At 71.8% G+C, this 24,859-nt stretch carries 20 protein-coding genes; 6 read left to right on the top strand and 14 right to left on the bottom strand.

Features of this window, described 5'->3' with window-relative positions:
• The 6 genes from E1291_RS14325 to nagA form a co-directional block, all read right to left on the bottom strand.
• Positions 1-254 (bottom strand): HPr family phosphocarrier protein (locus E1291_RS14325; RefSeq protein ID WP_131738280.1); only part of this gene is annotated, 254 nt, incomplete at its 3' end.
• A gap of 56 nt (positions 255-310) precedes the next feature.
• Positions 311-979: an HAD family hydrolase gene (locus E1291_RS14320; protein ID WP_131738279.1), complete on the bottom strand. Its 669-nt coding sequence runs from the start codon at positions 977-979 to the stop codon at positions 311-313.
• On the bottom strand, positions 970-1,419 hold the full coding sequence (locus E1291_RS14315; protein ID WP_131738278.1) for a PTS sugar transporter subunit IIA: 450 nt from the start codon (positions 1,417-1,419) through the stop codon (positions 970-972). Before E1291_RS14315 ends, E1291_RS14320 begins: the two co-directional genes overlap by 10 nt.
• Positions 1,420-1,436: 17 nt before the next feature.
• Entirely contained in the window at positions 1,437-1,670 is a 234-nt protein-coding gene (locus E1291_RS14310; protein WP_131738277.1) for a PTS sugar transporter subunit IIB, read from the bottom strand.
• A 102-nt stretch (positions 1,671-1,772) separates the two neighbouring features.
• Positions 1,773-2,813, bottom strand: a complete 1,041-nt coding sequence (locus E1291_RS14305; RefSeq protein WP_131738276.1) for an SIS domain-containing protein — start codon at positions 2,811-2,813, stop codon at positions 1,773-1,775.
• Positions 2,810-3,970, bottom strand: coding sequence for an N-acetylglucosamine-6-phosphate deacetylase (nagA, locus tag E1291_RS14300; RefSeq protein WP_131738275.1), 1,161 nt, complete (start codon positions 3,968-3,970; stop codon positions 2,810-2,812). Before nagA ends, E1291_RS14305 begins: the two co-directional genes overlap by 4 nt.
• A gap of 169 nt (positions 3,971-4,139) precedes the next feature.
• Here nagA and E1291_RS14295 point away from each other — a divergent pair, with 169 nt between their 5' ends.
• From E1291_RS14295 to E1291_RS14280, 4 genes are all read left to right on the top strand, one after another.
• Positions 4,140-5,468 (top strand): PTS transporter subunit EIIC, encoded by a 1,329-nt coding sequence (locus E1291_RS14295; RefSeq protein WP_131738274.1) that lies wholly within the window; start codon positions 4,140-4,142, stop codon positions 5,466-5,468.
• A gap of 229 nt (positions 5,469-5,697) precedes the next feature.
• Positions 5,698-6,438 carry a GntR family transcriptional regulator gene (locus E1291_RS14290; RefSeq protein ID WP_131738273.1) on the top strand — a complete coding sequence of 247 codons (741 nt, stop codon included), beginning with the start codon at positions 5,698-5,700 and terminating at the stop codon, positions 6,436-6,438.
• Between the two features lie 24 nt (positions 6,439-6,462).
• A complete protein-coding gene (locus E1291_RS14285; RefSeq protein WP_131738272.1) occupies positions 6,463-7,833 on the top strand; it encodes a PTS transporter subunit EIIC in 1,371 nt (456 codons plus the stop codon).
• Between the two features lie 211 nt (positions 7,834-8,044).
• On the top strand, positions 8,045-8,575 hold the full coding sequence (locus E1291_RS14280; RefSeq protein WP_131738271.1) for an Rv3235 family protein: 531 nt from the start codon (positions 8,045-8,047) through the stop codon (positions 8,573-8,575).
• 51 nt (positions 8,576-8,626) lie between these two features.
• Here the strand turns inward: E1291_RS14280 and secA are convergent, their stop codons facing one another.
• The gene (secA, locus tag E1291_RS14275; protein WP_131738270.1) at positions 8,627-11,509 is read right to left on the bottom strand and encodes a preprotein translocase subunit SecA; all 2,883 of its coding nucleotides are present in this window, start codon (positions 11,507-11,509) and stop codon (positions 8,627-8,629) included.
• A 183-nt stretch (positions 11,510-11,692) separates the two neighbouring features.
• On the opposite strand from secA, the gene E1291_RS14270 reads away from it, so the two are divergent.
• Complete coding sequence (locus E1291_RS14270) at positions 11,693-12,046, top strand: HGxxPAAW family protein (RefSeq protein WP_131738269.1); 354 nt, start codon at positions 11,693-11,695, stop codon at positions 12,044-12,046.
• 173 nt (positions 12,047-12,219) lie between these two features.
• Here the strand turns inward: E1291_RS14270 and E1291_RS14265 are convergent, their stop codons facing one another.
• From E1291_RS14265 to mtrA, 7 genes are all read right to left on the bottom strand, one after another.
• Positions 12,220-13,413, bottom strand: a complete 1,194-nt coding sequence (locus E1291_RS14265; RefSeq protein WP_131738268.1) for a winged helix-turn-helix domain-containing protein — start codon at positions 13,411-13,413, stop codon at positions 12,220-12,222.
• A 51-nt stretch (positions 13,414-13,464) separates the two neighbouring features.
• A complete protein-coding gene (locus tag E1291_RS14260) occupies positions 13,465-14,232 on the bottom strand; it encodes a response regulator (protein WP_242614141.1) in 768 nt (255 codons plus the stop codon).
• 2,059 nt (positions 14,233-16,291) lie between these two features.
• Positions 16,292-16,948, bottom strand: coding sequence for a ribosome hibernation-promoting factor, HPF/YfiA family (gene hpf, locus E1291_RS14255; RefSeq protein WP_131738267.1), 657 nt, complete (start codon positions 16,946-16,948; stop codon positions 16,292-16,294).
• 711 nt (positions 16,949-17,659) lie between these two features.
• The gene (locus E1291_RS41950; protein ID WP_165495110.1) at positions 17,660-17,965 is read right to left on the bottom strand and encodes a ComF family protein; all 306 of its coding nucleotides are present in this window, start codon (positions 17,963-17,965) and stop codon (positions 17,660-17,662) included.
• A gap of 1,093 nt (positions 17,966-19,058) precedes the next feature.
• The gene (locus E1291_RS14245) at positions 19,059-20,918 is read right to left on the bottom strand and encodes an LpqB family beta-propeller domain-containing protein (RefSeq protein WP_242614140.1); all 1,860 of its coding nucleotides are present in this window, start codon (positions 20,916-20,918) and stop codon (positions 19,059-19,061) included.
• The gene (gene mtrB / locus E1291_RS14240; RefSeq protein WP_131738283.1) at positions 20,915-22,543 is read right to left on the bottom strand and encodes an MtrAB system histidine kinase MtrB; all 1,629 of its coding nucleotides are present in this window, start codon (positions 22,541-22,543) and stop codon (positions 20,915-20,917) included. The genes E1291_RS14245 and mtrB overlap by 4 nt, the downstream gene beginning before the upstream one ends.
• A gap of 141 nt (positions 22,544-22,684) precedes the next feature.
• A complete protein-coding gene (gene mtrA, locus E1291_RS14235; RefSeq protein ID WP_067453668.1) occupies positions 22,685-23,362 on the bottom strand; it encodes an MtrAB system response regulator MtrA in 678 nt (225 codons plus the stop codon).
• 439 nt (positions 23,363-23,801) lie between these two features.
• Between mtrA and E1291_RS14230 the strand changes: the two genes are divergently transcribed.
• A complete protein-coding gene (locus E1291_RS14230; RefSeq protein ID WP_131738265.1) occupies positions 23,802-24,857 on the top strand; it encodes a hypothetical protein in 1,056 nt (351 codons plus the stop codon).
• Positions 24,858-24,859: the final 2 nt, after the last annotated feature.

The following is a 24,859-nucleotide window of genomic DNA, read 5'->3' as shown; positions in this document are numbered from 1 at the left end:
TGCCCGAACTCCTGCCGGTGCAGGTCGCACGCCTCCAGCGCCCCGTCCGAGTGCAGGACGAGCGTGTCGCCCACCCCGAGGTCGATGGTGTCCAGCCCGAGCACGGCGAGGATGCTCTTGGCGTTCACCGGGGCGCCGCCCTGCTTGCCGACGGTGACCTCCATCGGCGCCTTCGCCGCGGTCTGGACGAACAGCGCGGCGGGCCGCGCGTGCAGCCCCACCCGGGACTCGATCTTGACGTTGCGCTCGCTCACTGAATGCTCCTTCGGGGTTCGTCGGACCGGACCGCCGCGCGGTCCGCCCTCCGGCCTCACAGTCCGCGCACCCGCAACGCGGGGCCCGGCACGACGTCCACTTTCTCCAGGTCCGCCACGACGTGGTCGGCGCCGGCCAGCGCCGCCATGGGCTGCGTGGTGGTGATGCCGACGCAGGTCATGCCCGCGGCCTTCACGGCCGCGACGCCCGCCGGGGCGTCCTCGAACGCGACCGCGGCGCCCGGCGGGACGGCCAGGTCGCGCGCGGCGGCCAGGTATCCCTCGGGGTGCGGCTTGCCGGTGACGACGTCGCCGGCGGTCACCACGAGGTCCAGCAGCCCGCGGACGCCGAGCACGTCCAGCAGGTTCTCGGCGTAGGGGCGCTGCCCCGACGTCACCACCGCCAGCGGGACGCCCGCCCCGGCCAGCGCCCGGACGAGGCCGACGGCGCCCGGGACCGGCGTGACGGCCGGCATGTCCGGCATCGCCTCGTAGGAGACGACCTCCTCGAACAGCTCCTCGACGGTGCGGCCGGGGAACAGGTGCAGCAGCCCCGCCAGCACCTCGTGCCCGCGCCGCCCGGCGAACGAGGTGATCAGCTCGTCGTCGTAGGGGAGGCCGTGCGCCTCGAACAGCCGCGCCCACATCGCTCGGTTGCGCGGCTCGGTGTGGATGAGGGTGCCGTCGAGGTCGAACACGGCCGCGCGGAGCTCGATCAGCTCCATGTGAAAAGCTCGGCTCCCTTCGTCACCTCGCCGGTCTCGACCACGTCGGACAGGGCGCCGTCGCCGGCGTCCAGCGCGACCACGGCGCAGATCGGCGACCGGCCGCCCGCCTCGATCACGGCCGGGTTCCAGCCGACCAGCGGCTGGCCCGCGGTGACCTCGTCGCCCTCGGCGGCGAGCAGGTCGAACCCCTCGCCCTTCAGCTTGACGGTGTCGATGCCGAGGTGGACGAGCACCCCGTGCCCCTCGCCGTCCACGACGACGTAGGCGTGCGGGTGGAGCTTGACGATCCGCCCGGTGACGGGCGCGATCGCGTACCCGGGGCCGCGCTCGGGATCGACCGCGGTGCCGGGCCCGACCATCGCCTGAGCGAACACGGGGTCGGGCACGCCCGCCAGGCCGATGACCCGGCCGGCGACCGGGGACAGCACTCGCGTCATCGTGGGGGCCCCTTTCCTCACTCGAGGATGTCCTCGATGTCACTGGCGATGGTGTCGGCCTCGGGGCCGACGACGACCTGCACGACCGTCCCGCTGCGCATGACGCCGAACGCGCCGGCGGCCTTCAGCCCCGCCTCGTCGACCCTGCCCGCGTCCGAGACCTCCGTGCGCAGCCGCGTGGCGCACGGTTCGATCTCGATGATGTTGTCGGCGCCGCCCAGGGCGGCGACGATGGCCTCGGCCTTGTCCATGGGGTTCCTTCTCTCCTAGCGGGGGCGGGCGGGACGGGGCCGCCCCGCCCGCGTCGTGCGGCCGCCCGGATCCGCCGCCCGGTCCAGGGCGGCGGGCGCGGGCTAGTCGGTCTGCGTGACCTTGTTCAGGCCGCGCGGGACGTCGGGGTCGACGCCGAGCCGGCGGGCCAGGTTCTCGACCAGGATCTGGCCGGGGACGATCAGGCCCAGCGGCGCCGTCCACTCGGCCAGCGCCGGGCCGGGCAGCGCGGCCGAGCACGCCTCGGCCAGGCCGGGACCGCCGCCCACGCCGAACGCCCGCGCGCCCGCGCCGCGCACGCGGTGGGCCAGCGCGATCGTGCCGGGCAGCGTCGGGCCGGAGTCGGCGGCCACGAGCAGCGCGGGGGTCTGCGCGTCGACGACCGCGATCGGGCCGTGCAGCAGGTCGGCGTACGACAGGCCCATCGCGTGCAGGTAGCACGCCTCCTTGATCTTCAGCGCCAGCTCCAGCGCGGTGCCGAAGGCGATGCCGCGCCCGGACACGACGGCGCCGGGGACCTTCGCGAGGTCCTCGACGATCTCCGGCAGCGCCGGGGACTCCTCGGTCAGCGCGATGAGCCGCGCCACCTCGTCCGGGACCCGGTGCAGGTCGTCCGCGGCCACCCCGGCGCCGAGCCCGAGGCCGAGCACCGCGAGCGCGGCGAGCTGGGTGGTGTAGGTCTTGGTGGCGGGGACGGCGACCTCGTCGCCCGCGTCGGTGACCAGCGCGACCTCCGCCGCCTCCGCCAGCGGCGAACCGACCCCGTTGGTGATCGCGACCGTCCGGGCGCCGCCCGCGGCGGCCCACTCCAGCGTCTCGACGATCTCCTCGGTCTTGCCGGACTGGCTGATCGCGACGGCCAGCACGCCGGACAGGTCCAGCCGCCGGCGGTAGGTCGTCGCGATGGACGGCGCGGCCAGCGTCGCCAGCCGCCCGGCGTGCGCCTCGACCAGATAGCGGCCGTACACCGCGGCGTTGTCGGACGACCCGCGCGCGATGAACAGCACCTGCCGCGTCTCCTCGGCCAGCGCCCCGATGTCGGGCGTGCGCGGCAGCAGCGCGTCGATGGTGCGGCGCAGCGCGTCCGGCTGCTCACCGATCTCGGCGCGCATCAGACTGGTCATGATCCCCCTCCGTAAACGTTCTGCCCGTTGATCCACGTCGTACGCGCCCGGTGATCGGGACCCAGCCAGACCAGGTCGGCGGCGGCACCGGGCGCGATCCGGCCGAGATCGGCGCGGCCGATCAGGTCGGCGGGCACCCGGGTCGCGGCGTCGACCGCGGTCACCGGGTCGATCCCGAGCCGGACGGCGTTGCCCACGGCGTCGTCGAGCCGGAGACCGGACCCGGCGATCGTGCCGTCCGCGCGCAGCGGCGGCCCGTCCGCGGGCATGGTGATCGGCTCGCCGCCGAGGTCGTAGGTGCCGGGCGGCATCCCGGCGGAGGAGGCGGCGTCGGTGACGAGGACGACCCGCCCGGCCGCCGCGCGGAACACCAGCTCGGCGGCGGCGGGGCCGACGTGGTGCAGGTCGAGGATCAGTCCGGGGCTGAGCCGGGTGTCGATCAGCGCCTGCACCGCCACGCCCGGGGCGCGGTGGTCGACGCCGCTCTGCGCGTTGAAGATGTGGGTGACCTTGCGGGCGCCCGCGTCGGCGGCCTCCGCGACCTGCGCGGCGGTGGCGTCGCTGTGGCCGACGCTGACCAGCACCCCGGCCGCGGTGAGGGTCCGGATCGCCCCCAGGGCGCCGGGCAGTTCGGGCGCGAGCGTGACGAGCTTGACCAGGCCCGTCTCCAGCAGCCGGGCGATCGCCTCGGGCGTCGGGTCGGTGAGGTACCCGGCGTTGTGCGCGCCCTTGCGCTTGGCGGACAGGAACGGGCCCTCCAGGTGGACGCCGAGGACCTTCGTGCCCGCGGGCAGGCCCGGCAGCAGGTCACGGGCCCTGCGCAGCGCCTCGGCCTGGACGGCGACGGGCGCGGTGATGAAGGTCGGCAGGAACGAGGTGACGCCGGTCTCGGGGAGCCGCGACACGACCGTGTGCCAGCCCGCCTCGTCCGCGTCCACCATGTCGTGGCCGAAGAACCCGTTCACCTGGAGGTCCACGAGACCGGGGGCGAGCAGCCCGTCGCGCAGGTCGGCGTCCGGCGCGCCGGACGGGCGGCCCTCGCCGACCTCGGTGATCACACCGTCCGCCACGCGGACGAATCCCGGGGACAGGACGCGGGTAGGACCCCCGCGAGGGGTGGTGATCATGCGCTCGGCGGTGATCAGTAGTGATGCCATGGCTGGACGCACACTCTCTGCGACGCGGGATCGCTGGCCGCTGCCTCCGGGTGTTCACTGGTCTAGTCCGGACTAGACCAGTACGCACCTTATCCCACCAATCAGAGGGAGCTGAAGATGTCCGCCCGAACTCGTCCGGGATCGGGTCCGTCCAGGGGGAGTCATCCGCATGAGTTCCACCGCCGCGTCCGGCGGGACGTCCGGCGAGGGGAGCGGCGCGTGGTCGTCCGTCTTCGCGGTGCTGCAGCGCATCGGCCGCAGCCTGATGCTGCCCATCGCCGTGCTGCCCGCCGCGGGCATCCTGCTGCGCCTCGGCCAGCCCGACATGCTCGGCGCGGACGGCCTCGGCCGGGACCGCGTCGCCGAGGTCTTCGCCGCCGCCGGCGGCTCCCTTCTGGACAACCTCCCGCTCCTGTTCGCGGTCGGCGTCGCCATCGGGTTCGCGAAGAGGTCCGACGGCTCCACCGCGCTCGCGGCCGTCGCGGCCTACCTCGTGTTCGACCGGGTCTCGAAGGTGATGTTCTCCCACACCAGCGCGCTGAAGGACACCGTCGTCCAGATGGTCCGGCAGGAGGACGGCTCCTTCAAGGAGACCGTCGGCTACGGACTGGAGAACCCCACCCAGGTCCTCGGCGGCATCGTCGTCGGGCTCATGGTGGCGCTGCTCTACCAGCGCTTCTACCGGGTGAAGCTGGTGTCCTGGCTGGCGTTCTTCGGCGGCCGCCGGTTCGTCCCGATCATCTCCTCCGGCGCGGCGCTGCTGCTCGGCGTCGCCTTCGGGCTGGTGTGGCCGGCCCTCGGCGGCTGGATCGACGACTTCGGCGACTGGATCACCGGGGCGGGAGCGGCGGGCGCCGGCGTGTACGGCGTCGCGAACCGGCTGCTGCTCCCCTTCGGCCTGCACCACATCCTGAACTCGCTGGTCTGGTTCGTGTTCGGTACCTACCGGGGCCCGGACGGCGTCGTCCACGGCGAGATCAACCGCTACCTCGCGGGCGACCCGCACGCGGGCCGGTTCCTCGCGGGGTTCTTCCCCGTGCTGATGTTCGGGCTGCCGGGGGCCGCGATGGCGATCTGGCGGAGCGCCGCGCCGCACCGGCGCGGCGACGTCGGCGGGCTCATGGTCTCCGCGGCGCTCACCGCGTTCGTCTGCGGGGTGACCGAGCCGATCGAGTTCTCGTTCATGTTCGTCGCGCCGCTGCTGTACGGCGTCCACGTCCTGCTCACGGGCGTGTCGATGTACGTCCTCGCGGCGGCGCACGCGCAGCTCGGCTTCAGTTTCTCCGCCGGGCTGATCGACATGCTGCTCAACGCCTCCAAGTCCAACACCCGCCATCTCTGGCTCATCGTCGTGATGGGCGTGGTCTACTTCTTCGTCTATTACGCGGTCTTCAGCTTTGTGATCAGGAGGTTCGACCTGCCCACACCCGGCCGGGACCCCGAGGAGGACGCGCCTCGGGACGCCGGCCGGAACGGTCCTCCGGAGCGGGCCGGATGACCCCGCGGGCACCGAACCTGACCTGCACAATCTTCGATCTTGAAAGGGCGCGCACGTGAACAGGTCGTTATCCATCTGTGCATTGACATGTCTTTCGGCTGTGTGGTCTAGTCCGGCCTAGACCAGTACGAACCAAGCCGTGTCCACCCCATATCACTCGAATCCACTCCCGCCCCATCCGGCCCCGCCGCTCGCGTCCATCCGGCTTCCGGCCATCGAGGACACCCCCGTGACCACCATCGATCCGCACAGCCCCGTACCGAAGTACTTCCAGCTCCGCGCGATCCTGCTCGACCTGATCGAGAGCGCGGAACTGCCGGTCGACTCACCGATCCCGTCCGAGCGGGAACTGTGCGTCCGGTACGACCTGTCGCGCATGACCGTGCGGCAGGGCGTCGACCAGCTCGTGTCGGAGGGGCGGCTGTACCGCGTCCCCGGCAAGGGCACCTTCGTCGCCCGGCCCAAGATCGAGATGCCGTTGCGGCTCGTGTCGTTCACCGAGGACATGCTGAGCCGCGGGCTGCGGCCCGGCGCGGTCGACCTGGACCGGCGGACGGTCCCCGCCGACGCGCGCCTGGCCCGCATCTTCGAGGTCGAACCGGGCACCGAGATCCACGTCATCGAGCGGCTGCGCACCGCCGACGGCGAGCCCATGGCCCTGGAACGCGCCCACATCCTGGCCTCGCTCGCCCCCGACCTGCTCGACCGCCGACTCGCCGACCGTTCGCTGTACGGCGTCCTGGAGGCCGTGTACGGCCTCGTCTTCGACGCCGGGGACCAGACCATCGACGCCAGCCTGGCCGACGCCACCGACGCCAGGCATCTGCAGATCGCCCGCGGGAGCGCGGTCCTGCTCCTGCAACGCCGTTCTTACACCGGAGGTGTCTGCGCCGAGCTGGGCGTGTCGACCTACAGGGCGGACCGCTACCAGATCCACACGGCCCTCGGAAACCCCCCGCCACACTCCTGAAACCCCCTGAGGAGGAACCCCCCGATGACTTCGACAACCGCGGACGCCGCCGCGCCGCGCCGAGGGTCGAGCGCCCTCGCGGTGCTGCAGCGCATCGGCCGCAGCCTGATGCTGCCCATCGCCGTCCTGCCCGCCGCCGCACTCCTGCTGCGCTTCGGCCAGCCCGACATGCTCGGCGCGGACGGCCTCGGCTGGATTCGCGTCGCCGAGGTCGTCGGCCGCGCCGGCCAGGCCCTGCTGGACAACCTGCCGCTGCTGTTCGCGGTCGGCGTCGCCATCGGCTTCGCGAAGAAGGCCGACGGCTCCACCGCGCTCGCCGCCGTCGTCGGCTACCTGGTCTTCGACCAGGTCTCCAAGGTCATGTTCTCCCACACGGACGAGCTCAAGGGCAGCGTCCTGATCACCAAGATGGCCGACGGCGCGCCCAAGGAGGTCATCGACTTCGGGGCCAAGAACCCCACCGACGTCCTCGGCGGCATCCTCATCGGCGTCACCGCCGCCCTGCTCTACCAGCGCTTCTACCGGATCAAGCTGCCGTCCTACCTCGCCTTCTTCGGCGGCCGCCGGTTCGTCCCGATCGTCACCGCCGTCGTCGCGCTCGTCCTCGGCGTCGTGATCGGCTTCATCTGGCCCGTCTTCGGCAACTGGCTCACCGACTTCGGTGACTGGATCACCGGCGCGGGGGCGCTCGGCGCCGGCGTCTACGGCGTCGTCAACCGGCTGCTGCTGCCGTTCGGCCTGCACCACATCCCGAACTCGCTCGTCTGGTTCGTGTTCGGCGACTACAAGGGCTCCGACGGCGTCGTCCACGGCGAGATCAACCGCTACCTGGCCGGCGACCCGAACGCGGGCGGCTTCCTCGCCGGGTTCTTCCCCGTGCTGATGTTCGGCCTGCCCGGCGCCGCCATGGCGATCTGGCGCGCCGCGCCGCCGCACCGCCGGGCCGCGGTCGGCGGCCTCATGATCTCCGCCGCGCTCACCGCGTTCGTCACCGGCGTCACCGAGCCGATCGAGTTCTCGTTCATGTTCGTCGCGCCGGCGCTGTACGCGGTCCACGTCGTGCTCACCGGCATCTCGATGGCCGTCCTGGAGGCCGCCGGCGCCCAGCTCGGCTTCGGCTTCTCCGCCGGGCTCATCGACATGCTGCTGAACGCGTCCAAGGACAACACCAAGGGCCTCCCGCTGGTCATCGGGCTGGGCGTCCTCTACTTCTTCATCTACTACTTCGTGTTCAAGTTCCTGATCGTGCGGTTCAACATCGCCACGCCGGGACGCGAACCGGAGGGCGAGGAGTCGGTCGCCGCCGACCCCGCCGCCGACCCGGAGATCGCCGGCGGCGCCAAGGAGAACCGCAGACGCGGTTCCCAGCCGCAGGACAGCACCGCCGGAGGCTGACCATCACGGGCCGGTCCGCCCTCCGGCCCAGCACCACCGAGTCCCGGGCTCCCCTCACCCCCATCCGGGACTCACCCCGCGGCGGCGGGGCGCCCGAGCGCCCCGCCGCCGCTCGCGTGCGGACCACGCCGCCCCGGCCTGATGTGGCCGCGGACGTATTTCCCGGACGCCGCGCGCCTCCTCTTTCGAACCGATTCGAGGAGGCTCCCCCATGGCTCGCAGAGGTCCCCGCCCGGCCGTCCGTATCGTCCGATACGCCCCTGCGCGTCCCACCGCACCGCCGGGGACCCGGACGACGGGAACGGACGGTGCGCTGGCGCTCAGCCCCGCGCGCACGACCCCGGGGAGCGCCCGGCCACCGAACCCGCTGCGCCTCGTCCGGCCGGACGAGACCGCGGAGACCGAGCTGCTCGCCCGGACGGAGGCCACCGTCCGGATCATCGTGGAGGTCCTCGCCGGGACGCGGCCCCCGCACCATCTGTCGCGGGTCGCGGTCCCCGCGGTCCGCCGGGAACTGGAGCGACGGCCCCCGCGGCGCGGACGCGTCACGCCGCCGCGCGTCCTGTCGTGCCGGGTGCGGCGACCCGCGCCGGGCGCCGCCGAGGCCGCCGCCGTGGTGGTCGTCGCCGGACGCTTCCATGCGGTCGCGCTCCGCCTGGAGCCGCTGCGCGGCGAGTGGCGCTGCACCGCCCTGGAGACCACCGCCCTGGAGACCACCGCTCGGGAGGGCACCGCCCCGTGAAACGCGCGAGCGGCCCCCCGGACGAACCGGGAGGCCGCTCGCGACCGGGGCCTACTTGTTGCGCGGGTCCCCGTGGCAGCGCTTGAACTTCTTGCCCGAGCCGCACGGGCACGGATCGTTGCGGTTCACGCCCGCGTACTGGTCGTCCGACTCCTCGCTGTGGTGCTCGACGCCGCCCTCACCGTCGACGGTCGGCGCGGAGTACTCCAGCTTCTTCGGGCGCTTCGGCTTCTCCAGGCCCTTCGCCTTGATGGCCGGGGCCTCGTCGGCCGGCACCTCCTCCTCGGCTTCGGCCTCCTCGGCCTCGGCCTCCTCGACCTCGCCGACGGCGGTGGCCGACTTGGCGACGGACACCGGCTTGGCGCCGACCTGGGGGGCCTCCGGCTGCTCCTCGACCTCGACCTCGAGGTTGAACAGGTAGCCGACCGACTCCTCCTTGATGCCGTCCAGCATCGCGTTGAACATGTCGTAGCCCTCGCGCTGGTACTCGACCAGCGGGTCGCGCTGCGCCATGGCCCGCAGGCCGATGCCCTCCTGGAGGTAGTCCATCTCGTAGAGGTGCTCGCGCCACTTGCGGTCGAGGACCGACAGCACCACGCGGCGCTCCAGCTCGCGCATGACCTCCGAGCCGAGCTCCTCCTCGCGCTTGTCGTAGGACTCCTGGGCGTCCTCGCGGATCTTGGCCGCCAGCGTCTCGGCGTCCAGCCCGGAGATGTCGCCGCCCGCCTCGGACTCGACCAGGTCGTCGACCGTGATCCCGATCGGGTAGAGCTGCTTGAACGCCTTCCACAGCTTGTCGAGGTCCCACTCCTCGGCGAAGCCCTCGCCGGTGGCGCCCGCGACGTAGCCGTGCACGACCTCGTCGATCATCCGGCGGACCTGCTCGTGCAGGTCCTCGCCCTCCAGCACCTTGCGGCGCTCGGCGTAGATGACCTTGCGCTGCCGGTTGAGGACCTCGTCGTACTTCAAGACGTTCTTGCGCATCTCGAAGTTCTGCTGCTCGACCTGGCTCTGCGCCGACTTGATCGCGTTGGAGACGATCTTGGACTCGATCGGCACGTCGTCCGGGATGTTGAGCCGGGTCATGATCGCCTCGACCCGGGCGGAGTTGAACAGCCGCATCAGGTCGTCCTCGAGCGAGAGGTAGAACCGCGACTCGCCCGGGTCGCCCTGCCGGCCGGACCGGCCGCGCAGCTGGTTGTCGATGCGCCGCGACTCGTGCCGCTCGGTCGCCAGGACGTAGAGCCCGCCGGCCTCGACGACCTCCTCGTGCTCGCCCTTGACGGCCTCCTTGGCCTTCTCCAGCGCCTCCGGCCAGGCCTCCTCGTACTCCTCCGGAGTCTCCAGCGGCGACAGCCCCCGCTGGTGCAGCTCCAGGTCGGCACGGAAGTCGGGGTTGCCGCCGAGCATGATGTCGGTGCCGCGGCCCGCCATGTTGGTGGCGACCGTGACCCCGCCCTTGCGGCCCGCCTCGGCGACGATCGCCGACTCCTGCTCGTGGTGCTTGGCGTTCAGCACCTGGTGGACGATCCCGCGCCGCTTCAGCATCTTGCTGAGCCGCTCGGACTTCTCCACCGACGTCGTGCCGACCAGGACCGGCTGGCCCTTCTCGTGCCGCTCGGCGATGTCGTCCACGACCGCCTCGAACTTCGCCTGCTCGGTCTTGTAGACCACGTCCGCCACGTCCTGGCGGACCATCGGCTTGTTCGTCGGGATCGGCACCACGCCGATCTTGTAGGTCTTGTTGAACTCCGCGGCCTCGGTGTCGGCCGTACCGGTCATCCCGGACAGCTTGCCGTAGAGGCGGAAGAAGTTCTGCAGGGTGATCGTGGCGAGAGTCTGGTTCTCGTCCTTGATCGACACACCTTCCTTGGCCTCGATGGCCTGGTGCATGCCCTCGTTGTAGCGGCGCCCGTGCAGGATGCGGCCGGTGAACTCGTCCACGATCAGGACCTCGCCGTTCATGACGACGTAGTCCTTGTCGCGCTTGTAGAGCTCCTTGGCCTTCAGCGCGTTGTTGAGGAAGCTCACCAGCGGCGTGTTGACCGAGTCGTAGAGGTTGTCGATGCCGAGCCAGTCCTCGACCTTCTCCACGCCCGCCTCGGTGATGCCGACCGTGCGCTTCTTCTCGTTCACCTCGTAGTCGCCGGGACCGTACTCGTCGACCTGCCCGGCGGTGCTCACCAGCTCCGCCCGCTTCAGCCGCGGGACGATCTTGGCGAACTCCGAGTACCACTTGGAGTTCTGCTCGGCCGGACCCGAGATGATCAGCGGCGTCCGGGCCTCGTCGATGAGGATCGAGTCGACCTCGTCCACGATCGCGAAGTTGTGGCCGCGCTGGACGCACTCGTCCAGGCTCCAGGCCATGTTGTCGCGCAGGTAGTCGAACCCGAACTCGTTGTTCGTGCCGTAGGTGATGTCGGCGTTGTAGGCCGCCCGGCGCTCGTCGGGGGTCATCTGCGGGAGGATGACGCCGACCTCGAGGCCGAGGAACTGGTGGACGCGGCCCATCCACTCGGCGTCGCGCTTGGCCAGGTAGTCGTTCACCGTGACCACGTGGACGCCGTCGCCCGCCAGCGCGTTCAGGTACGCCGGGAGCACACAGGTCAGGGTCTTGCCCTCACCCGTCTTCATCTCGGCGATGTTCCCCAGGTGCAGCGCGGCGCCGCCCATGATCTGGACGTCGTAGTGGCGCTGCCCCAGGACGCGTTTGGCCGCCTCGCGGGCGGTGGCGAAGGCCTCGGGGAGCAACTCGTCCAGGGTCTCGCCGTCGGCGAGCCGCTCCCGGTACTTGTCGGTCAGCTCGCGCAACTCGGCGTCGCTCATCTCGAGGAAGTCCTCCTCGATCGAGTTGACCTGATCCGCGAGCTTCTTGAGCTTGCGCAGAATTTTTCCTTCGCCCGCACGAAGGATCTTGTCGATGACTGGCGGCACTCTCGAAGGCTCCTTGCAGATCGTGGGTCACCGCTCCTGGCGGCGCGCACACCACACGTACGATGCCCATCGTAGGCGAGACCCAGAATGGTCTAGGTCACCCCGCAGCGCAATCCACAGCGCGTTCCGTTTGAGGGCCGGGGCGCCGGACAGGATCTCTCACACCGTCGAAGTGGAGGCTCGATGTCCGAGAAGTCGCAGTCCGTGGAGCAGCACGGATCGCACGCCGGGCGGCCCGGATCGTGGGTCGCCGTCACCGTCATCTTCATCGGGTTCGTCATCGGCGGGGTCGCGCTCTGCGTCGGCCCCTCCTGGATCCTGTTCTGGGTCGGCGCCGCGGTCATCGTCCTCGGGCTGGTCCTGAGCGGGCTCGTCCACCTGTTCTCCGACGTCGTCGTGGACGCCCCCCGCGTCATCCCCGAGATCGTCGACTACTCCCTGTTCGGCTCGCGGACCGACAAGCGCCGCGGCGGACGGCAGGGCGAGGTATTGGACCGTCCCATCGCCACCGATCCCCAGCAGACTCCGCACGGCTGACGCCCCCCGGCGGGTCCCCCGTACCGCAACCCTTGCCCGGATCCCCGCTCAAATAGCGGCACCCCTTGCCAAAATGCGAGAAGACACCCGAGAAGGGCCTCCGGCCGGAGGCCCTTCCGCATGGGAACGTGACATTTTTCAGTCCGCCCGGTGTCCGAGAACGGTCCCCGCGCCTACGGGGCGGTGGCCCTGAGCGCCGAGGTGATCGCCGCCGGGTCGACCGTGTCCGGGACGATCCGCTCGACCCGGACGTCGGTGCACCCCACCCACCCGGCCGCACGCCACAGGGCGGTCGCCAACGCGGCCGCGGACGCCCCGGCGCGCGCGGCGCCGACGACGGCCCGCGGCTCGAACGACACCTGCCGGGCGACGAGGGTGCGTCCCTCCCGCGCCGGGTCGACCCGCCCGATGAGACGGCCGCCGGAGAGCAGCGGCATCGCGAAGTAGCCGTGGACCCGCTTGGCCTTGGGCACATAGGCCTCCAGCCGGTGCTCGAACCCGAAGACTCGGGCGGCGCGGGCCCGGTCCCAGACCAGCGAGTCGAACGGGGACAGCAGCGTGGTGGCGTGCCGGCCGCGGGCCGGGGTCTCCAGCGCGGCGGGATCGGCCCACGCGCGCTCCGGCCATCCGGCCACCGACGCGGGCACGAGCCCGGTCGCCTCGACCACCCGGTCGACCTGGTCCTTCTTGAGCCGGTAGTAGTCGGCGAGATCGGCGCGCGTGGCCACGCCGAGGGCGCGCCCGGCGCGGGCGACGAGCGCCGTCAGGCACGCGTCGTCGTCCGGGTCCTGGGCGAGCAGTTCCGCCGGGACGGCCCGTTCCGCGAGGTCGTACACGCGGCGCCAGCCGACGCGCTCCACGCAGACGACCTCGCCGACGTCGAGCAGCCACTCGATGCCGATCTTGTGGTCGCTCCAGTCCCACCACTCGGCGCTGGCCTTGGCGCCACCGAGGTCCTTGGTGGTGAGCGGCCCGTCCGATTCGAGCCGGGCCCGGATCTCGGCGGACACGCCGTCGGGGACCTCGTGCCAGCGCAGCCCCTTGCGCCGGTACGCGCGGCGCCGGAACGCGAACAGAGGCCAGTCGGCCATGGGCAGCACCGACGCGGCGTGCGCCCAGTACTCGAACGCCCCGTACGTCCCGTTGCCCCAGTAGGCGCCCTCGATCGCCTCGCGCCCGACGGGCCCGAGCCGCGCGTAGGGCACCAGCTCGTGCGAGCGAGCCAGCACCGAGATGGTGTCGAGCTGGACGGCCCCCAGCCGTTCCAGCATGGCCGGAACCCCGCCCTTGGGCCGCGCGCCCAGGAATCCCTGGGCGCGCAGCTGCAGTCGGCGTGCCTCGTCCGCGCTGAGTTCTACGTCCGTCACGCCGGGAATGCTACGACACAACACCGACAAAGCGGGATTGCCGGTGCCGAGTCAGGTGATCTCCAGGAGTTTCTCGCGGACGGCGTACACGACGGCCTCCATCCGCGAGTGGAGTTGCAGCTTCTCCAGGATGTTGCGGACGTGGTTCTTCACCGTGTTCTCGGAGATGAACAGCTCCCGGGCGATCTCCCGGTTGCCGAGGCCGCGCGCGACGAGCCTCAGGACCTCCATCTCGCGCTCGGTGAGGCGCGGCGCGGGGACCTGCTGCGTGCGCTCCTCGCTGCGCTTGGCGAGCGCGGCGAACTCGGTGATGAGCTTGGACGCCATCGATGGGCTGATCAGCGACTGGCCGCCGTGCACGGCGCGGACGGCCTGCGGCACCTCGTCGATCGATATCTCCTTGAGCAGGTAGCCGCTCGCCCCCGCCTTGATCGCCTCGAAGAGGTCCTCCTCCTCGTCGCTGATGGTCAGCATGACGATCTTGGCGCTGGGCGCCGCGTCCTTGATGGCCGTGCACGCCTCGATGCCGCTGCGGCGCGGCATCCTGATGTCCATCAGGACGACGTCGGGCAGCAGGTCGCCGGCCATCTCGACGGCCTCGTGCCCGTCGCCGCCCTCACCGATGACCTCGATGTCGTCCTCGCCCTGCAGGACCATCTCCAGGCCACGGCGGAACAGCGCGTGGTCGTCGACGATCAGTACGCGGATCGGATCCGCCGCGCCGGGCGGCCCCGTCGCTTCCCGGCCGGCGGGAGCCGCACCGGCCCCGCCCTGACGGGGCACGGCCGCGGCGCCGCGAGCCTCGGGTTTCTCGCTCACCTGAGTCGCGGCGTGGAGGAGACGCCGCTTCCCCCCTTCACTGTCAGTGATCTGGTCCTACCGGAGGGTTCGGTCCCGGGGACGACCCCGGATGCTCACGGGCGCACGCACCCACGGACCTCACCGGGGTGCCGTGCTCCCAGAACCGCCGCGGAACCCCGGTGGTCGTCCCACCGGGCCCCGGCACCGCTCCGGGTCCTGCCCCGGGTTTCAGCCCGGGTTCCTGCGGCCCGGGGACGTCCCCGGGTTCCTGCTTCCCTAACGTGCCCGACGCCACCGCCGGTCTCGCCGTCCAAACCTGTCCATGCATCTTCGCCCGCCCACGCGGCGCGCGCACGCACGCACCACCGTCACCGCCAAACGAAGTCGCCCAAGCCCAAGCCTCAGCACGCACACGGCTCCCGGCCCCGAACCCGCTCCACACCCGCCCCACCCGACAACGAGCCCCGGCAGAGCCACCGGCCCCCACCAAAGCCCCACGCCCCAAACCCGCCCACACGCCACGACCGCCCGGCCCACGGGCACGCCGCCCGGTAGCCCGCGAACGCCCCGAGCTCCCAACACCTCGCTCGACCACGACCTCACGGCAGCGAGACGCCTCAGGCCCCGTCACAGCCCCACACGCACCACGACCAGAGCAGGCATTGGAAGGAGAACTCCCCACACCCGAGATCACTTCCGCACAGAGACGGCCCCAGGCCACGGCACCCGGGCCCCCACCGTCACAAAGCCAGAACCCTCCAGAGCCCGACACTCGCCCGTCGGCCACCACCTGCACGCCGTGACCGGCCCAGCCGCAAGCGAGCCATCTGACCGACGGCAGTCCCGTGCACGAACAGCCAGGGAACCACCGAGGCCGCGAAAGCACTCCCGCTCCAGAACGGCCCCAGGGACCGACACGCCACACCGGTGCGTCCCCGTGGCGGCCTGACACTTCGCAGCACCTCAGGTGCTCTTCGCTTGACTGAGGCGGGCTCAGGGGGGCGTTAGAGGAGGTCGGAAAACACCACGGGCACAACAGCGCTCCCGCACCTGAGTGGAGCCAGGGACCGACACGGCGCACTGGCGCGTCCCCGTGGCGGCCAGCCACCCCCGAGCACTTCGGGTGCTCTTCGCTTGGCTGGGGCGGGCTCAGGGGGCTGTTGGAGGGGGTGGGGAAGCGTCGGGGGCGTGGGTGCGCTCTCGGGTGGGGGTGGGAGCCGGTGGCTTGGTTCGCGGCGGTGTCGTGGGGCTTCCGGCGGCGGTCGGGGGCTTCGTCGGGTGGCTCTTGGGGCTCCGCCGCCGGGATCGTCGCGGGGGCGGTGTGAGACGGCGTGGGCTCCTCGTGGGGCGTCGTCGGGTTCGCGTGGGTGGGGCCGGACGATGGGGCGTCCACGTTGGTGGCGGTCCGGTGGGGCTGGGGCACTACCGGTCGCGGGTCGAGATTCTCACTTACCGGAGTGGTCTGTGTATCCGGGCGGTACCGGATATCGCGCACCCGAAACCGCGGCCAGAGCGTGATCGACCCAGGCTCGGGCCGCCCGGCCCGCTTCGTCCCGGGCAGAGCACGGTGTTCCGGGGTCTGGTTCATGGTGCTTGTCGTGGGGTGCTTCCAGCCTTGCGCGACCCGGAGGGTGCGAGGGTGGTGATAGTCGGGGCTGCTTCAGGAAGTCGACGGGCGGACCGGCGTTCGTGACCTCGCGGCGCTCGGGCCCCGGGGTGGTGTTCGGGGCCGGCTCGCCTTCGGCGGGGTGGACGCCGGCCCGTGTTCGCTCGGATGGACCGGCCAGGCGGTACGGATCGGGTGTGCGGTGTGTCGGGGCCTGGGTGGAGAGGTCCTTCCGGGTGAACTGATCTGAGCCTCGGGAGGTTCCCGGGGCGGGGTCGCCGCGGGCCCGGGACGTCCGGGCCGGGCGGACGCCGCCGCGGAGCGGTGGGCGGGTGACGCGGGGACCGGCCGGACGAGCCCGCGCGGGGCTCGGCACGTACCCGGTCGCCCGGACCACCGCGTCCGCGGATCGGCTGGTACGCCGTTTAGATCATTACACGTTCGGGGCCGTGACGTGACGCGAGTGGCGCATCACTCTTCGACGAGCCTGATGACTCCGTAGTCCCAGCCTCGCCTCCGGTAGACCACCGAGGGGTGGCCCGTGGCCTTGTCGCGGTAGAGGTAGAAGTCGTGTCCCACGAGCTCCATCTCCAGAAGGGCCTGCTCGATGCCCATCGGCTCGGCCTCGTGGAATTTCTCGCGGACGACGATGGGGCCGTCGCCCTCCATGGGGATCGGGACGAGGTGCTCGTCGGCGGGGGTCTCCCGCTCGACGGTGCCGGGGCGCTCCCCGGCCGGCGCCGCGGGGGTCTCCCGGGGCGTGCGCGCCGGCTCCGGTTCCAGGAGCGGCTCGGTGACGACGGGCTTGGCGCGGGCCTTGCCACCGTGGGCCTTGCGCCGCTCGCCGTCGCGGCGCAGCCGCGACTCGAGCTTGCCGAGCGCCAGGTCGAGGGCGCCGTACCGGTCGTCGGCCGCGGCCTCCGCCCGGATCACCGGGCCGCGGGAGCGGATCGTGAGCTCCACTCGTTCGCGCTGGTCGGCCAGCCGTGGGTTACGTTCCTCGGACACCTCCACGTCCACCCGGATGACCTTCTGATTAAGCCGCTCGATCTTGGCCAGCTTGTTGTCGACGTGCTGGCGGAACCTGTCGTTGACCTCGGTGTGCCGGCCCCTCACGATGATGTCCACGCGGGACCCCCTTCTCCCGGTTGCGATTGCCGTCCGTCCGGGGCTCCTGTCCGCCCCGGCCGACCACCACAGCTCGGTGGGTCGCACCCGCCCGGCCGACCTGGTCTTCGTCCCCACATCCGCCTGCTGAGGGGCTCGCGGCGCTCTCGCCACTACTGCCCTTCTCCCGGTTCGAAGGATGTCGGATCCTTCGACGGGGCAGGACTTACCTCTAAGGCGCACCGTGATCGGTCGACGAGAAGTCGCCTTACGTGGGCCGTTTCGCCTGCGCCTGGCATCGGCTAGCCGGACCGCCTTCCGTGCTCCTGACGAGCACTGCGATCCGACGCAACCACGGACCCGGGCGGGTGCCATGTCAGGAACGCTAACCCCTTACGCCACGAATGTCAGGGGGGTGAACCAAGGAAAAACTCACGGACCGTCATCGCCGGTGGCCTGGGCAGGGCCGCACGGGCGCCGGGCGACGCTCATCACATTCCACCGGGCGCCCCTCCCGGAGGCGGTTTCGGCGCCCGCCCGGCACTCCCGACGCCCAGGTCAGATCGACCTGACCGGCCGGTGAGTTTAGGGACGCTCTGCATGCCCATGACGCACCGCGATCCCCATGTGACTCACATCACCCCATTTCTCCACCGCGGTCGACCGGGTCCGCCGTCGCCGTGGCTACGTATGGTCATTGATCGCCGCTCCGGCGAGGGAGCGCGAAAGAGATCAACGCGATCGGCGCAGGGGCGTCGCCGCGACGGTGGCGGCGGCGACCACCTCGGCGCCGGCCGAGCGCAGCGCCCGCGCCGCCTCGGCCAGCGACGCGCCGGTGGTGATCACGTCGTCGGCCAGGACGACCCTCCGGTCCCGGACCCGCTCCGGGACGGCCTCAAGGGCACCGGCCAGGTTGGCGGCCCGCTGCGCCATCGTGAGCGCTGCCTGGTCGGCCACCCGCCTGCGCTGGCGCAGCCCGGTCACCGCCGACACGTCGATGCCGTCCGCCCGCAGGATCTCGACGGCGACGTCGATCATCCCCCTCAGAGGATCGTGCCCCCGCCGGCGGGTCGCTCTGCGGGCCGAGGGCACACCCACCACCAGCACCCCGGGCTCGGCCGATAAAGCACGCGGTGGCCCCCGTCTGGACGCCGCCACGGGTGGCCGGCCTCCCCCGAAGCCGCCCGAGCGGGCGCGCAGCCGGGGCGGCAAGCCGGAGCCCTTCTCGCCGGCCCCCGGCGAGCCATCAGCATGCCCACCGCCCAGGGCTTGGGGCACGCCTTCGGCCCGGGTCTCGGAAAGGGCCGGTGAAGCCTCCGAAGCGATCCCCGGGGAGGCGGACGGGCGAGGGGGCTTGGACCGTGCAACGGGCAGTTCACCGGACGCACGATCACTGCTCACGCCGGAGACGGACTCCGTAGGAGCACCGCGAGGAAGATCAAGAGGCGCCCCAGTCCGGATGGCCGGGACGGCACCGGACGAGGTGGCCGGGACGGTTTGTCGCGATACGGCCGGGGAGACTCTGCGGATCTGAGGTTGTGGGCCGGGAGGACCGTGCGGGCCACCTGAGGACGGGCCGGGCGATGCCGTCGGGAGAGCGTCGGTGAGCGGGGGAGGCATGCCGCCTGGGGATGCGCCTGGGACGGCTTCGGGGAGCGTGGGCGAGGTGTCGACGCTGGGTTGGGTAAGGGTGGCGGGGCTTGGGGCGGAAGATCCCTCAAGAGACGCCTGGACGGCTCTGGCGAGCGCTTCACCCAGTGGGACCACTAAGGATGTGCGGCCGCGTTCCTTGTAGGCGGCCAGGAGCGTGCGGACGGGGCCCTCGTAGGTCGCGACCGTCCAGGTGCGAGGCGTCCGGGTGTGCGGCGTCAGAGTGTGCGGCGTCCGCCCGGAAGCCGGGAGGAGGCGCGCGGACGCCTGGAGCGGCCCGGCGCAGGCGACGCACAGCGGGGTGTGCTCGCGGCCGCAGCCGGCGCAGCGGGTGGGAAGGATCAGCTCGATCAGATCGTCGAAGAGGCTCATGGCCATGACGATGCCCGCCGCGCCCGGCCGCCGGCATCCTTTCCTCGAACTGTGGATAACTCGGCCCGCGGGCCGGTCCGCCCTGTGGACGACGCGGCGCGGGGCCGGCTCAGCCGGGGTAGCTCGGGTCCTTCGCCGCGGTCGGGCAGATCCACTCGCTGTAGGACTTGTCGGCGGTGCGCTGGCGGCAGACGCTGTCCTTCTCGGCGCTGCGGGTACCGATGAGGACGGGCGCGCCGGGCGCCGCGGCGATCGTGCGGGGCTCGCCGAGGGCACCGACGCCCAGGGAGCTGATGGGGGCGCCGCTGACCGGCATGAGGTAGGGCAGCGAGCGGGAGTCGTGCTTGGCTCGGCCGAGGATCGCGAAGGTCTGGTAGTCGCGCCAGGCCAGGTCTATCGCGTCCTCCATCTCGGAGCTGACCGGCAGGAAGGAGCCGACGTCCAGGGAGCCGTCCTGGGCGTGGGCGATACGGCCGATCTGGACCTGAGGGCGGTTGTCGAGCTTGACGATGACGGCCGCGCGGACGCTGTCGCGGGCGACGCGGAAGGCGAGGACCTGACGTCCGCCGAGTCCCCAGTGGGCGGCGAGGACGGGCCGTTCCCCGCGCGGGCGCACCCAGAGCCAGGACTCGTCGGCCTTGCTCTCCACGGTCCACAGGGTGCCGTCCCGGCTCCAGGAGGGGGCCGTGAAGCGGGCGCCGCGGTGCGCGGTCAGCAGCGGCCGGACGCCGGGGGCGCCGGTGACGGGGGCGGCCGTGAAGACCTGGTCGCCCTTGTCGTTCAGCCCGGCGAGCTCACGGTAGTCGGGGGCGACGACCGGGTGGGAGAGGCGTCCCGCGGCGCCCGTCACGACGGGCTGGGCGTGGTCTCCCGCGAGGGTGCCGAGGAAGCGGGACGGGCCGGCGACGTAGGCGTTCTGGTTCGCCAGCTGCGAGGGGTTCTGCCCGTCGGGCGAGTTGCCCGCCCATCCGCCGACCGGCTGCGTCGCGTCCATGCCGGCCGGGGCGGTGGTCTCCCCGTCGATCCGCAGCCGGAACTGCTTGATCTCCGACATCTGGCGCAGGGTCCAGGCGAGCTGCGCGGACATGCGCTCGACGCTGCCGCCCCGGGCCTGCCTGGTGAGGTCGACGACGGCGACGTCCTTGTCGATGGAGACGCCGCGCAGGCCCGTGCCCTCCGGGAAGGCGCTCTCGACGGCGCCGTGCAGCCAGGACGTCGGCCCGGCCAGGAGCGCCCGGACGAGCCGGGCGGACAGGGTCTCGCGGTTCACCACCGGCAGGAAGATCCCGTTGGGGACGAGGGTGCGCTGGTCGGGCGCGAAGAAGTACAGGTTGACGGTGTGCATGGCACGTTGCACGTCGTCCTTGGTGAGCAGCAGCCCCGACTTCTCCTCGCCGGGCAGGTTGGTGATGCGCCACGTCCCCTGCGGGGTCCGCGCGAGCTGGAAGGTCGCCTCCAGGTCCTTGGGCGCGGCCGTGTACTGGCCGTCGGTGCTGATCGTGCCGAGCTGGGTCCCGGTCACGCGCACGGTGGCCTCGCCTCCGGACGACTTGACCACGTGCGGATCGAGGATGCGGTTCTGCAGGACGGTGACGTAGGGGCGCATCCCGGGCTTCCAGGAGTTCTGGACGTCGAGATACTGCTTGGCGACCTTGTGGTCGTCGTCGAAGCTCGCGGAGGCGGCCAGGAAACCGGAGACGATCTCCTCGGGACCCCAGCTGGGGCGCGGCGGGACGGGAATGAGCCGGACGTAGGGGTCGTCGACCCGCTCGGCCCGCTCGGCGGGCCGCCCGGTGATCACCTGGCCGCCGCTGGGCACGTTCGCGCAGCCGGCGGCGCAGAGGGTGAGCGCGGCGGCGGCCGCCAGCGCGGGCCGGACGCGGCGGGCATGTCGCGCGCGGGGCGCGCGCGGGGGCGTCGGGTGGGCCGCCCGCGACCTGTTACGCGTCCTGTTCAGCGTCCTGGTCACTCTCCTGCCTCCAGCTCCGCGAAGAGGGGCCGTGCGTCACCCGCTCCTGGTGGGACGAGCGGGAGCGGTGACCCCCGGAGCTCGGCCCCGGCGACGCGGGGCAGGGACAAGCGGAACTGGGAGCCGGCGCCGGGTTCGCCCCATGCCTGGAGCCAGCCGCCGTGCAGCTGCGCGTCCTCCCGGGAGATCGACAGGCCCAGGCCGGTGCCTCCCGTGGTGCGGGCGCGCGCGGGGTCGGCGCGCCAGAAGCGGTCGAAGACCATCTGCCCCTCCCCTGCCTTCAGCCCGACACCGTGGTCGCGGACAGCGACCGCCACCGCGTCACGGTCGGCGCCGACGGAGACCACGATGTCCTCGCCCTCCCCGTGCTCGACGGCGTTGACGAGCAGGTTGCGCATGATGCGCTCGACCCTGCGGCGGTCGACCTCGGCCATGCACGGCTCCCCCGGAAGTTGCAGGACGACCTTGCTGCCCTTGCGTTCGGCGAGGCCCTGGATGTCGCCCACGCTGCGCAGGACGAGGTCGCGCATGTCGAGCGACTCGGCGTCCAGGGTCGCGGCGCCCGCGTCGTGACGGCTGATCTCCAGCAGGTCGGCCAGGAGGGACTCGAACCGTTCGAGCTGGCTCTGCAGCAGCTCCGCGGACCGTCCGACGGCCGGGTCGCCGAAGGTGTCGCGATGCTCGTAGAGCATGTCGGCGGCGATCCTGATGGTGGTCAGCGGCGTGCGGAGCTCGTGGGAGACGTCCGACACGAACTGGCGCTGCACCTGGGAGAGGTCCTCGAGCTCGCCGATCTTCTCCTGGAGGTTGGCGGCCATGTCGTTGAAGGAGCGGGCGAGGCGGGCCAGGTCGTCCTCTCCCCTGACGCGCATCCGTTCCTCCAGCCGCCCCGCGGCGAGCCGTTGCGCTCCTTGGGCGGCCAGCCTGACCGGGATGACGACCTGCCGGGTGACCAGTGAGGCGATCGCGGCCAGAAGAAGTACCAGGACGATTCCCACGCCGGCCATGGAGCGGCCCACGTTGGTCAGGGTCCGCTGCTCCTCGTCCAGCGGGAACAGGTAGTACAGCTCGAACTGACCGGTCCTGCCGCCCACGATGAGGCCGCGTTCGGGCGCGCCGCCGTCGACGTAGGTGAGCCTGCCGTAGGTGTAGGCCCGTGAACCGGTCGGTGCGTGCTGGAGTTCCTCCCGCAGCCGCCGCGGGACGCTTTCCTGGCGGAGCTCGTTGGTGGCGTACCCGCCGAAGTACTTCTCGGAAGTGTCGCGGATGTAGACCTCGTACAGGCCGGAGGGGCCGCTGCGCGACTTCAGCCGGTCGGCGGTCGCGCTCAGCCGGTCCCCGTCCTCGGTGGTGGTGTTCCCCAGGTCGCGCTGTACCTGGGCGAGCCCGTCGTCCAGCTGGAGCCGGGCCGCCTTGACCTTGCCGTCCATGAGGGCGGACGACACCTGCTGCATGAGGAACGCCCCCAGGATCGCCACCACGATCGCCGAGATGCAGAGCGTGGAGGTGACGATGCGGACCTGGATGGAACGCCGCCAGCGCTTGTAGCCGCGGCGCGCGACCCCGCGCACGACCCGCCGGACGGCGCCGAGCCCGCGCCGGACGAGGCGCTTGGCCCGATCCATGTGCAGGTTCACGGCAGCGTCACCGGCCCTCCCGTCGCCACCGGCCCGGGTGGCGACGGAGGCGAGGGCGGGGGCGGTGTGGTCGGCGAGAGGGTCATCGGCGGGCCGTTCCGGGGGTCACGAGGGGCTCCGGGCGCCCGGTCAGGCGGGACCGGCCTTGTAGCCGACGCCGCGCACGGTGACGACGATCTCCGGCCGCTCCGGATCCTTCTCGATCTTGGCGCGGAGCCGCTGCACGTGGACGTTCACGAGCCGCGTGTCGGCGGCGTGGCGGTAGCCCCAGACCTGTTCCAGCAGCACCTCGCGGGTGAACACCTGGCGCGGCTTGCGGGCCAGCGCGACCAGGAGGTCGAACTCCAGCGGGGTGAGCGGGATGTGCTTGTCGCCGCGCTTGACCGAGTGCCCGGCGACATCGATGGTGATGTCCCCTATCTGCAGGGTCTCGGGGGCCGGTTCGTCCGTACGGCGCAGGCGCGCGCGCACCCGTGCGACGAGTTCCTTCGGCTTGAAGGGCTTGACGATGTAGTCGTCGGCACCCGACTCCAGGCCGAGGACCACGTCCACCGTGTCGCTCTTGGCCGTGAGCATGACGATCGGGACGCCCGACTCGGCGCGGATCTGCCGGCACACGTCGATCCCGTCGGCCCCCGGCAGCATCAGGTCGAGCAGCACGAGGTCCGGCCGGGTCTCCCGGAACGCCTCGAGCGCCTTGTCGCCGTCGTGCACGAACGAGGGCTCGAAACCCTCGCCCCTCAGCACGATGCCGAGCATCTCGGCGAGAGCGAGATCGTCGTCGACGACCAGTACTCGTCCTCTCATGGCCCTCATCGTCACAAAGTAGGGGTTCGGTGGAGTGGGGTGAGTCGCTCCTGCCCCACCTCGCCAGGGAGAGATATGCCTTGGCGTGCAAGGTTACCCGCGTTTGCCTCGTACATGACTCCTCCTGGCGTCGGGCCGGCGGCCTCGGGCACGCATCCGCGCATGCCGTCGCCTTATGCGGTCCTTATACAAACGGCCGGATTCGACCGGCCGGGCTGTCAATGGGGACTCCCGAGACCTACGCCAGGTTGACCGGGTTCGGTGGTCTTCGTCCGACCGGGGCGGTGACGGCGTTCGCGGCGGCCCACCCGTGACAGGATGACCTGACCGGTGGCCGCCAGGGGACGGCCCGCCGCACCTGGGAACGGACCCGGACGCGGAGGTGCCCGGCCGGGGCGAACGCGCCGGAGACCCCCGCCAGACATCGCAGGGAGCCGAGATGCCGGGACCGGACGGCTGGGACGACGACGTGGACAGCGACGTCCCGTTCCGCCCCATGTCCATCTCGGAGATGCTGGACGGCGCCATCGCCGGCGTCCGCCGCCGCCCGCGCACGACGCTGGGCCTGGCGTTCACCGTCAGCACCGTCCTGCAGGTGACGAGTTCGATCGTGGCCTACTTCTTCATCGGAGACGACGCCCGGGACGAGGTCACACCCGGCATGGTGATGAAGTCCCTCGGGGCTCAGGCCACGCTCGCCGTCATCGGGCTCGTGCTGTCGGCGTACGGGATCCTGCTCATGTCGGGGTTGATCGCCCCTATTCTCGGGCGCGAGCTGATGGGACTTCCGATCCCGCCCGGCCAGGCGTGGCGGGACGCGCGCCCCAGGCTGGGCCGTCTCGCCGCCACCGCGGCCGTGGTCATGGGGACGTCGCTGATCGCGCTGCTCCTGCCCACCGTCCCGTTCTTCTTGCTCGTGGCCGCGGACGCCCATCCCGCGCTAGAAGTGATGACGGCGATCCTGGGCTTTCCCATCGGCGTCGCGCTGATGGTGTGGCTGTACATCCTCCTGGTCCAGGCGGTGCCCGCCGTCGTCTTGGAGAGGCAGACCGTCTTCGGTGCGCTGCGCCGAGCCCGGACGCTCTCCCGGGGGCGCTGGCTGCGCACCTGCGGAACGCTCCTGCTGGCCCTCCTGGTGACGGTGTTCATGGGGTTCTTCGCCCTGCGCATCCCGTTCCTGGTCGTGCAGTTCCTGTTCTTCGGCGCCCACCCGGACGGCGGTGCGGCCGTGGCCGCCCTGGCTCTGGACACGATCGGGCGCATCGTGAGCTGGTCCGTGGTGCTGCCGTTCGACGCGGGCGTGATCGCCCTGCTGTACATGGACCGGCGGATGCGCCGCGAGGGGCTCGATCTCGACCTGCGCACCCGGGGACGGTCCGCGGCGGCCGTGTCCGCGCTGGGAGAGGCGGGGCCCGGCGCGGCGGGGACGGGCTTCATCGAACTCTGGCGGCCGGGTCCGGTGACCGCACGGCCGGGGAACGGGGTGGGCCGGTGAGG

This window comes from Actinomadura roseirufa, assembly GCF_900659635.1.
Lineage (GTDB): Bacteria > Actinomycetota > Actinomycetes > Streptosporangiales > Streptosporangiaceae > Spirillospora > Spirillospora roseirufa.
This window is presented reverse-complemented; position numbering and strand designations above follow the sequence as displayed.

Coding starts and splice junctions, on each gene's coding strand:
- E1291_RS14320 (WP_131738279.1), bottom strand. CDS start 979: ATGGAGCTGATCGAGCTCCGCGCGGCCGTGTTCGACCTCGACGGCACC.
- E1291_RS14315 (WP_131738278.1), bottom strand. CDS start 1,419: ATGACGCGAGTGCTGTCCCCGGTCGCCGGCCGGGTCATCGGCCTGGCG.
- E1291_RS14310 (WP_131738277.1), bottom strand. CDS start 1,670: ATGGACAAGGCCGAGGCCATCGTCGCCGCCCTGGGCGGCGCCGACAAC.
- E1291_RS14305 (WP_131738276.1), bottom strand. CDS start 2,813: ATGACCAGTCTGATGCGCGCCGAGATCGGTGAGCAGCCGGACGCGCTG.
- nagA (WP_131738275.1), bottom strand. CDS start 3,970: ATGGCATCACTACTGATCACCGCCGAGCGCATGATCACCACCCCTCGC.
- E1291_RS14295 (WP_131738274.1), top strand. CDS start 4,140: ATGAGTTCCACCGCCGCGTCCGGCGGGACGTCCGGCGAGGGGAGCGGC.
- E1291_RS14285 (WP_131738272.1), top strand. CDS start 6,463: ATGACTTCGACAACCGCGGACGCCGCCGCGCCGCGCCGAGGGTCGAGC.
- E1291_RS14280 (WP_131738271.1), top strand. CDS start 8,045: ATGGCTCGCAGAGGTCCCCGCCCGGCCGTCCGTATCGTCCGATACGCC.
- E1291_RS14270 (WP_131738269.1), top strand. CDS start 11,693: ATGTCCGAGAAGTCGCAGTCCGTGGAGCAGCACGGATCGCACGCCGGG.
- E1291_RS41950 (WP_165495110.1), bottom strand. CDS start 17,965: ATGATCGACGTCGCCGTCGAGATCCTGCGGGCGGACGGCATCGACGTG.
- mtrB (WP_131738283.1), bottom strand. CDS start 22,543: ATGGATCGGGCCAAGCGCCTCGTCCGGCGCGGGCTCGGCGCCGTCCGG.
- mtrA (WP_067453668.1), bottom strand. CDS start 23,362: ATGAGAGGACGAGTACTGGTCGTCGACGACGATCTCGCTCTCGCCGAG.
- E1291_RS14230 (WP_131738265.1), top strand. CDS start 23,802: ATGCCGGGACCGGACGGCTGGGACGACGACGTGGACAGCGACGTCCCG.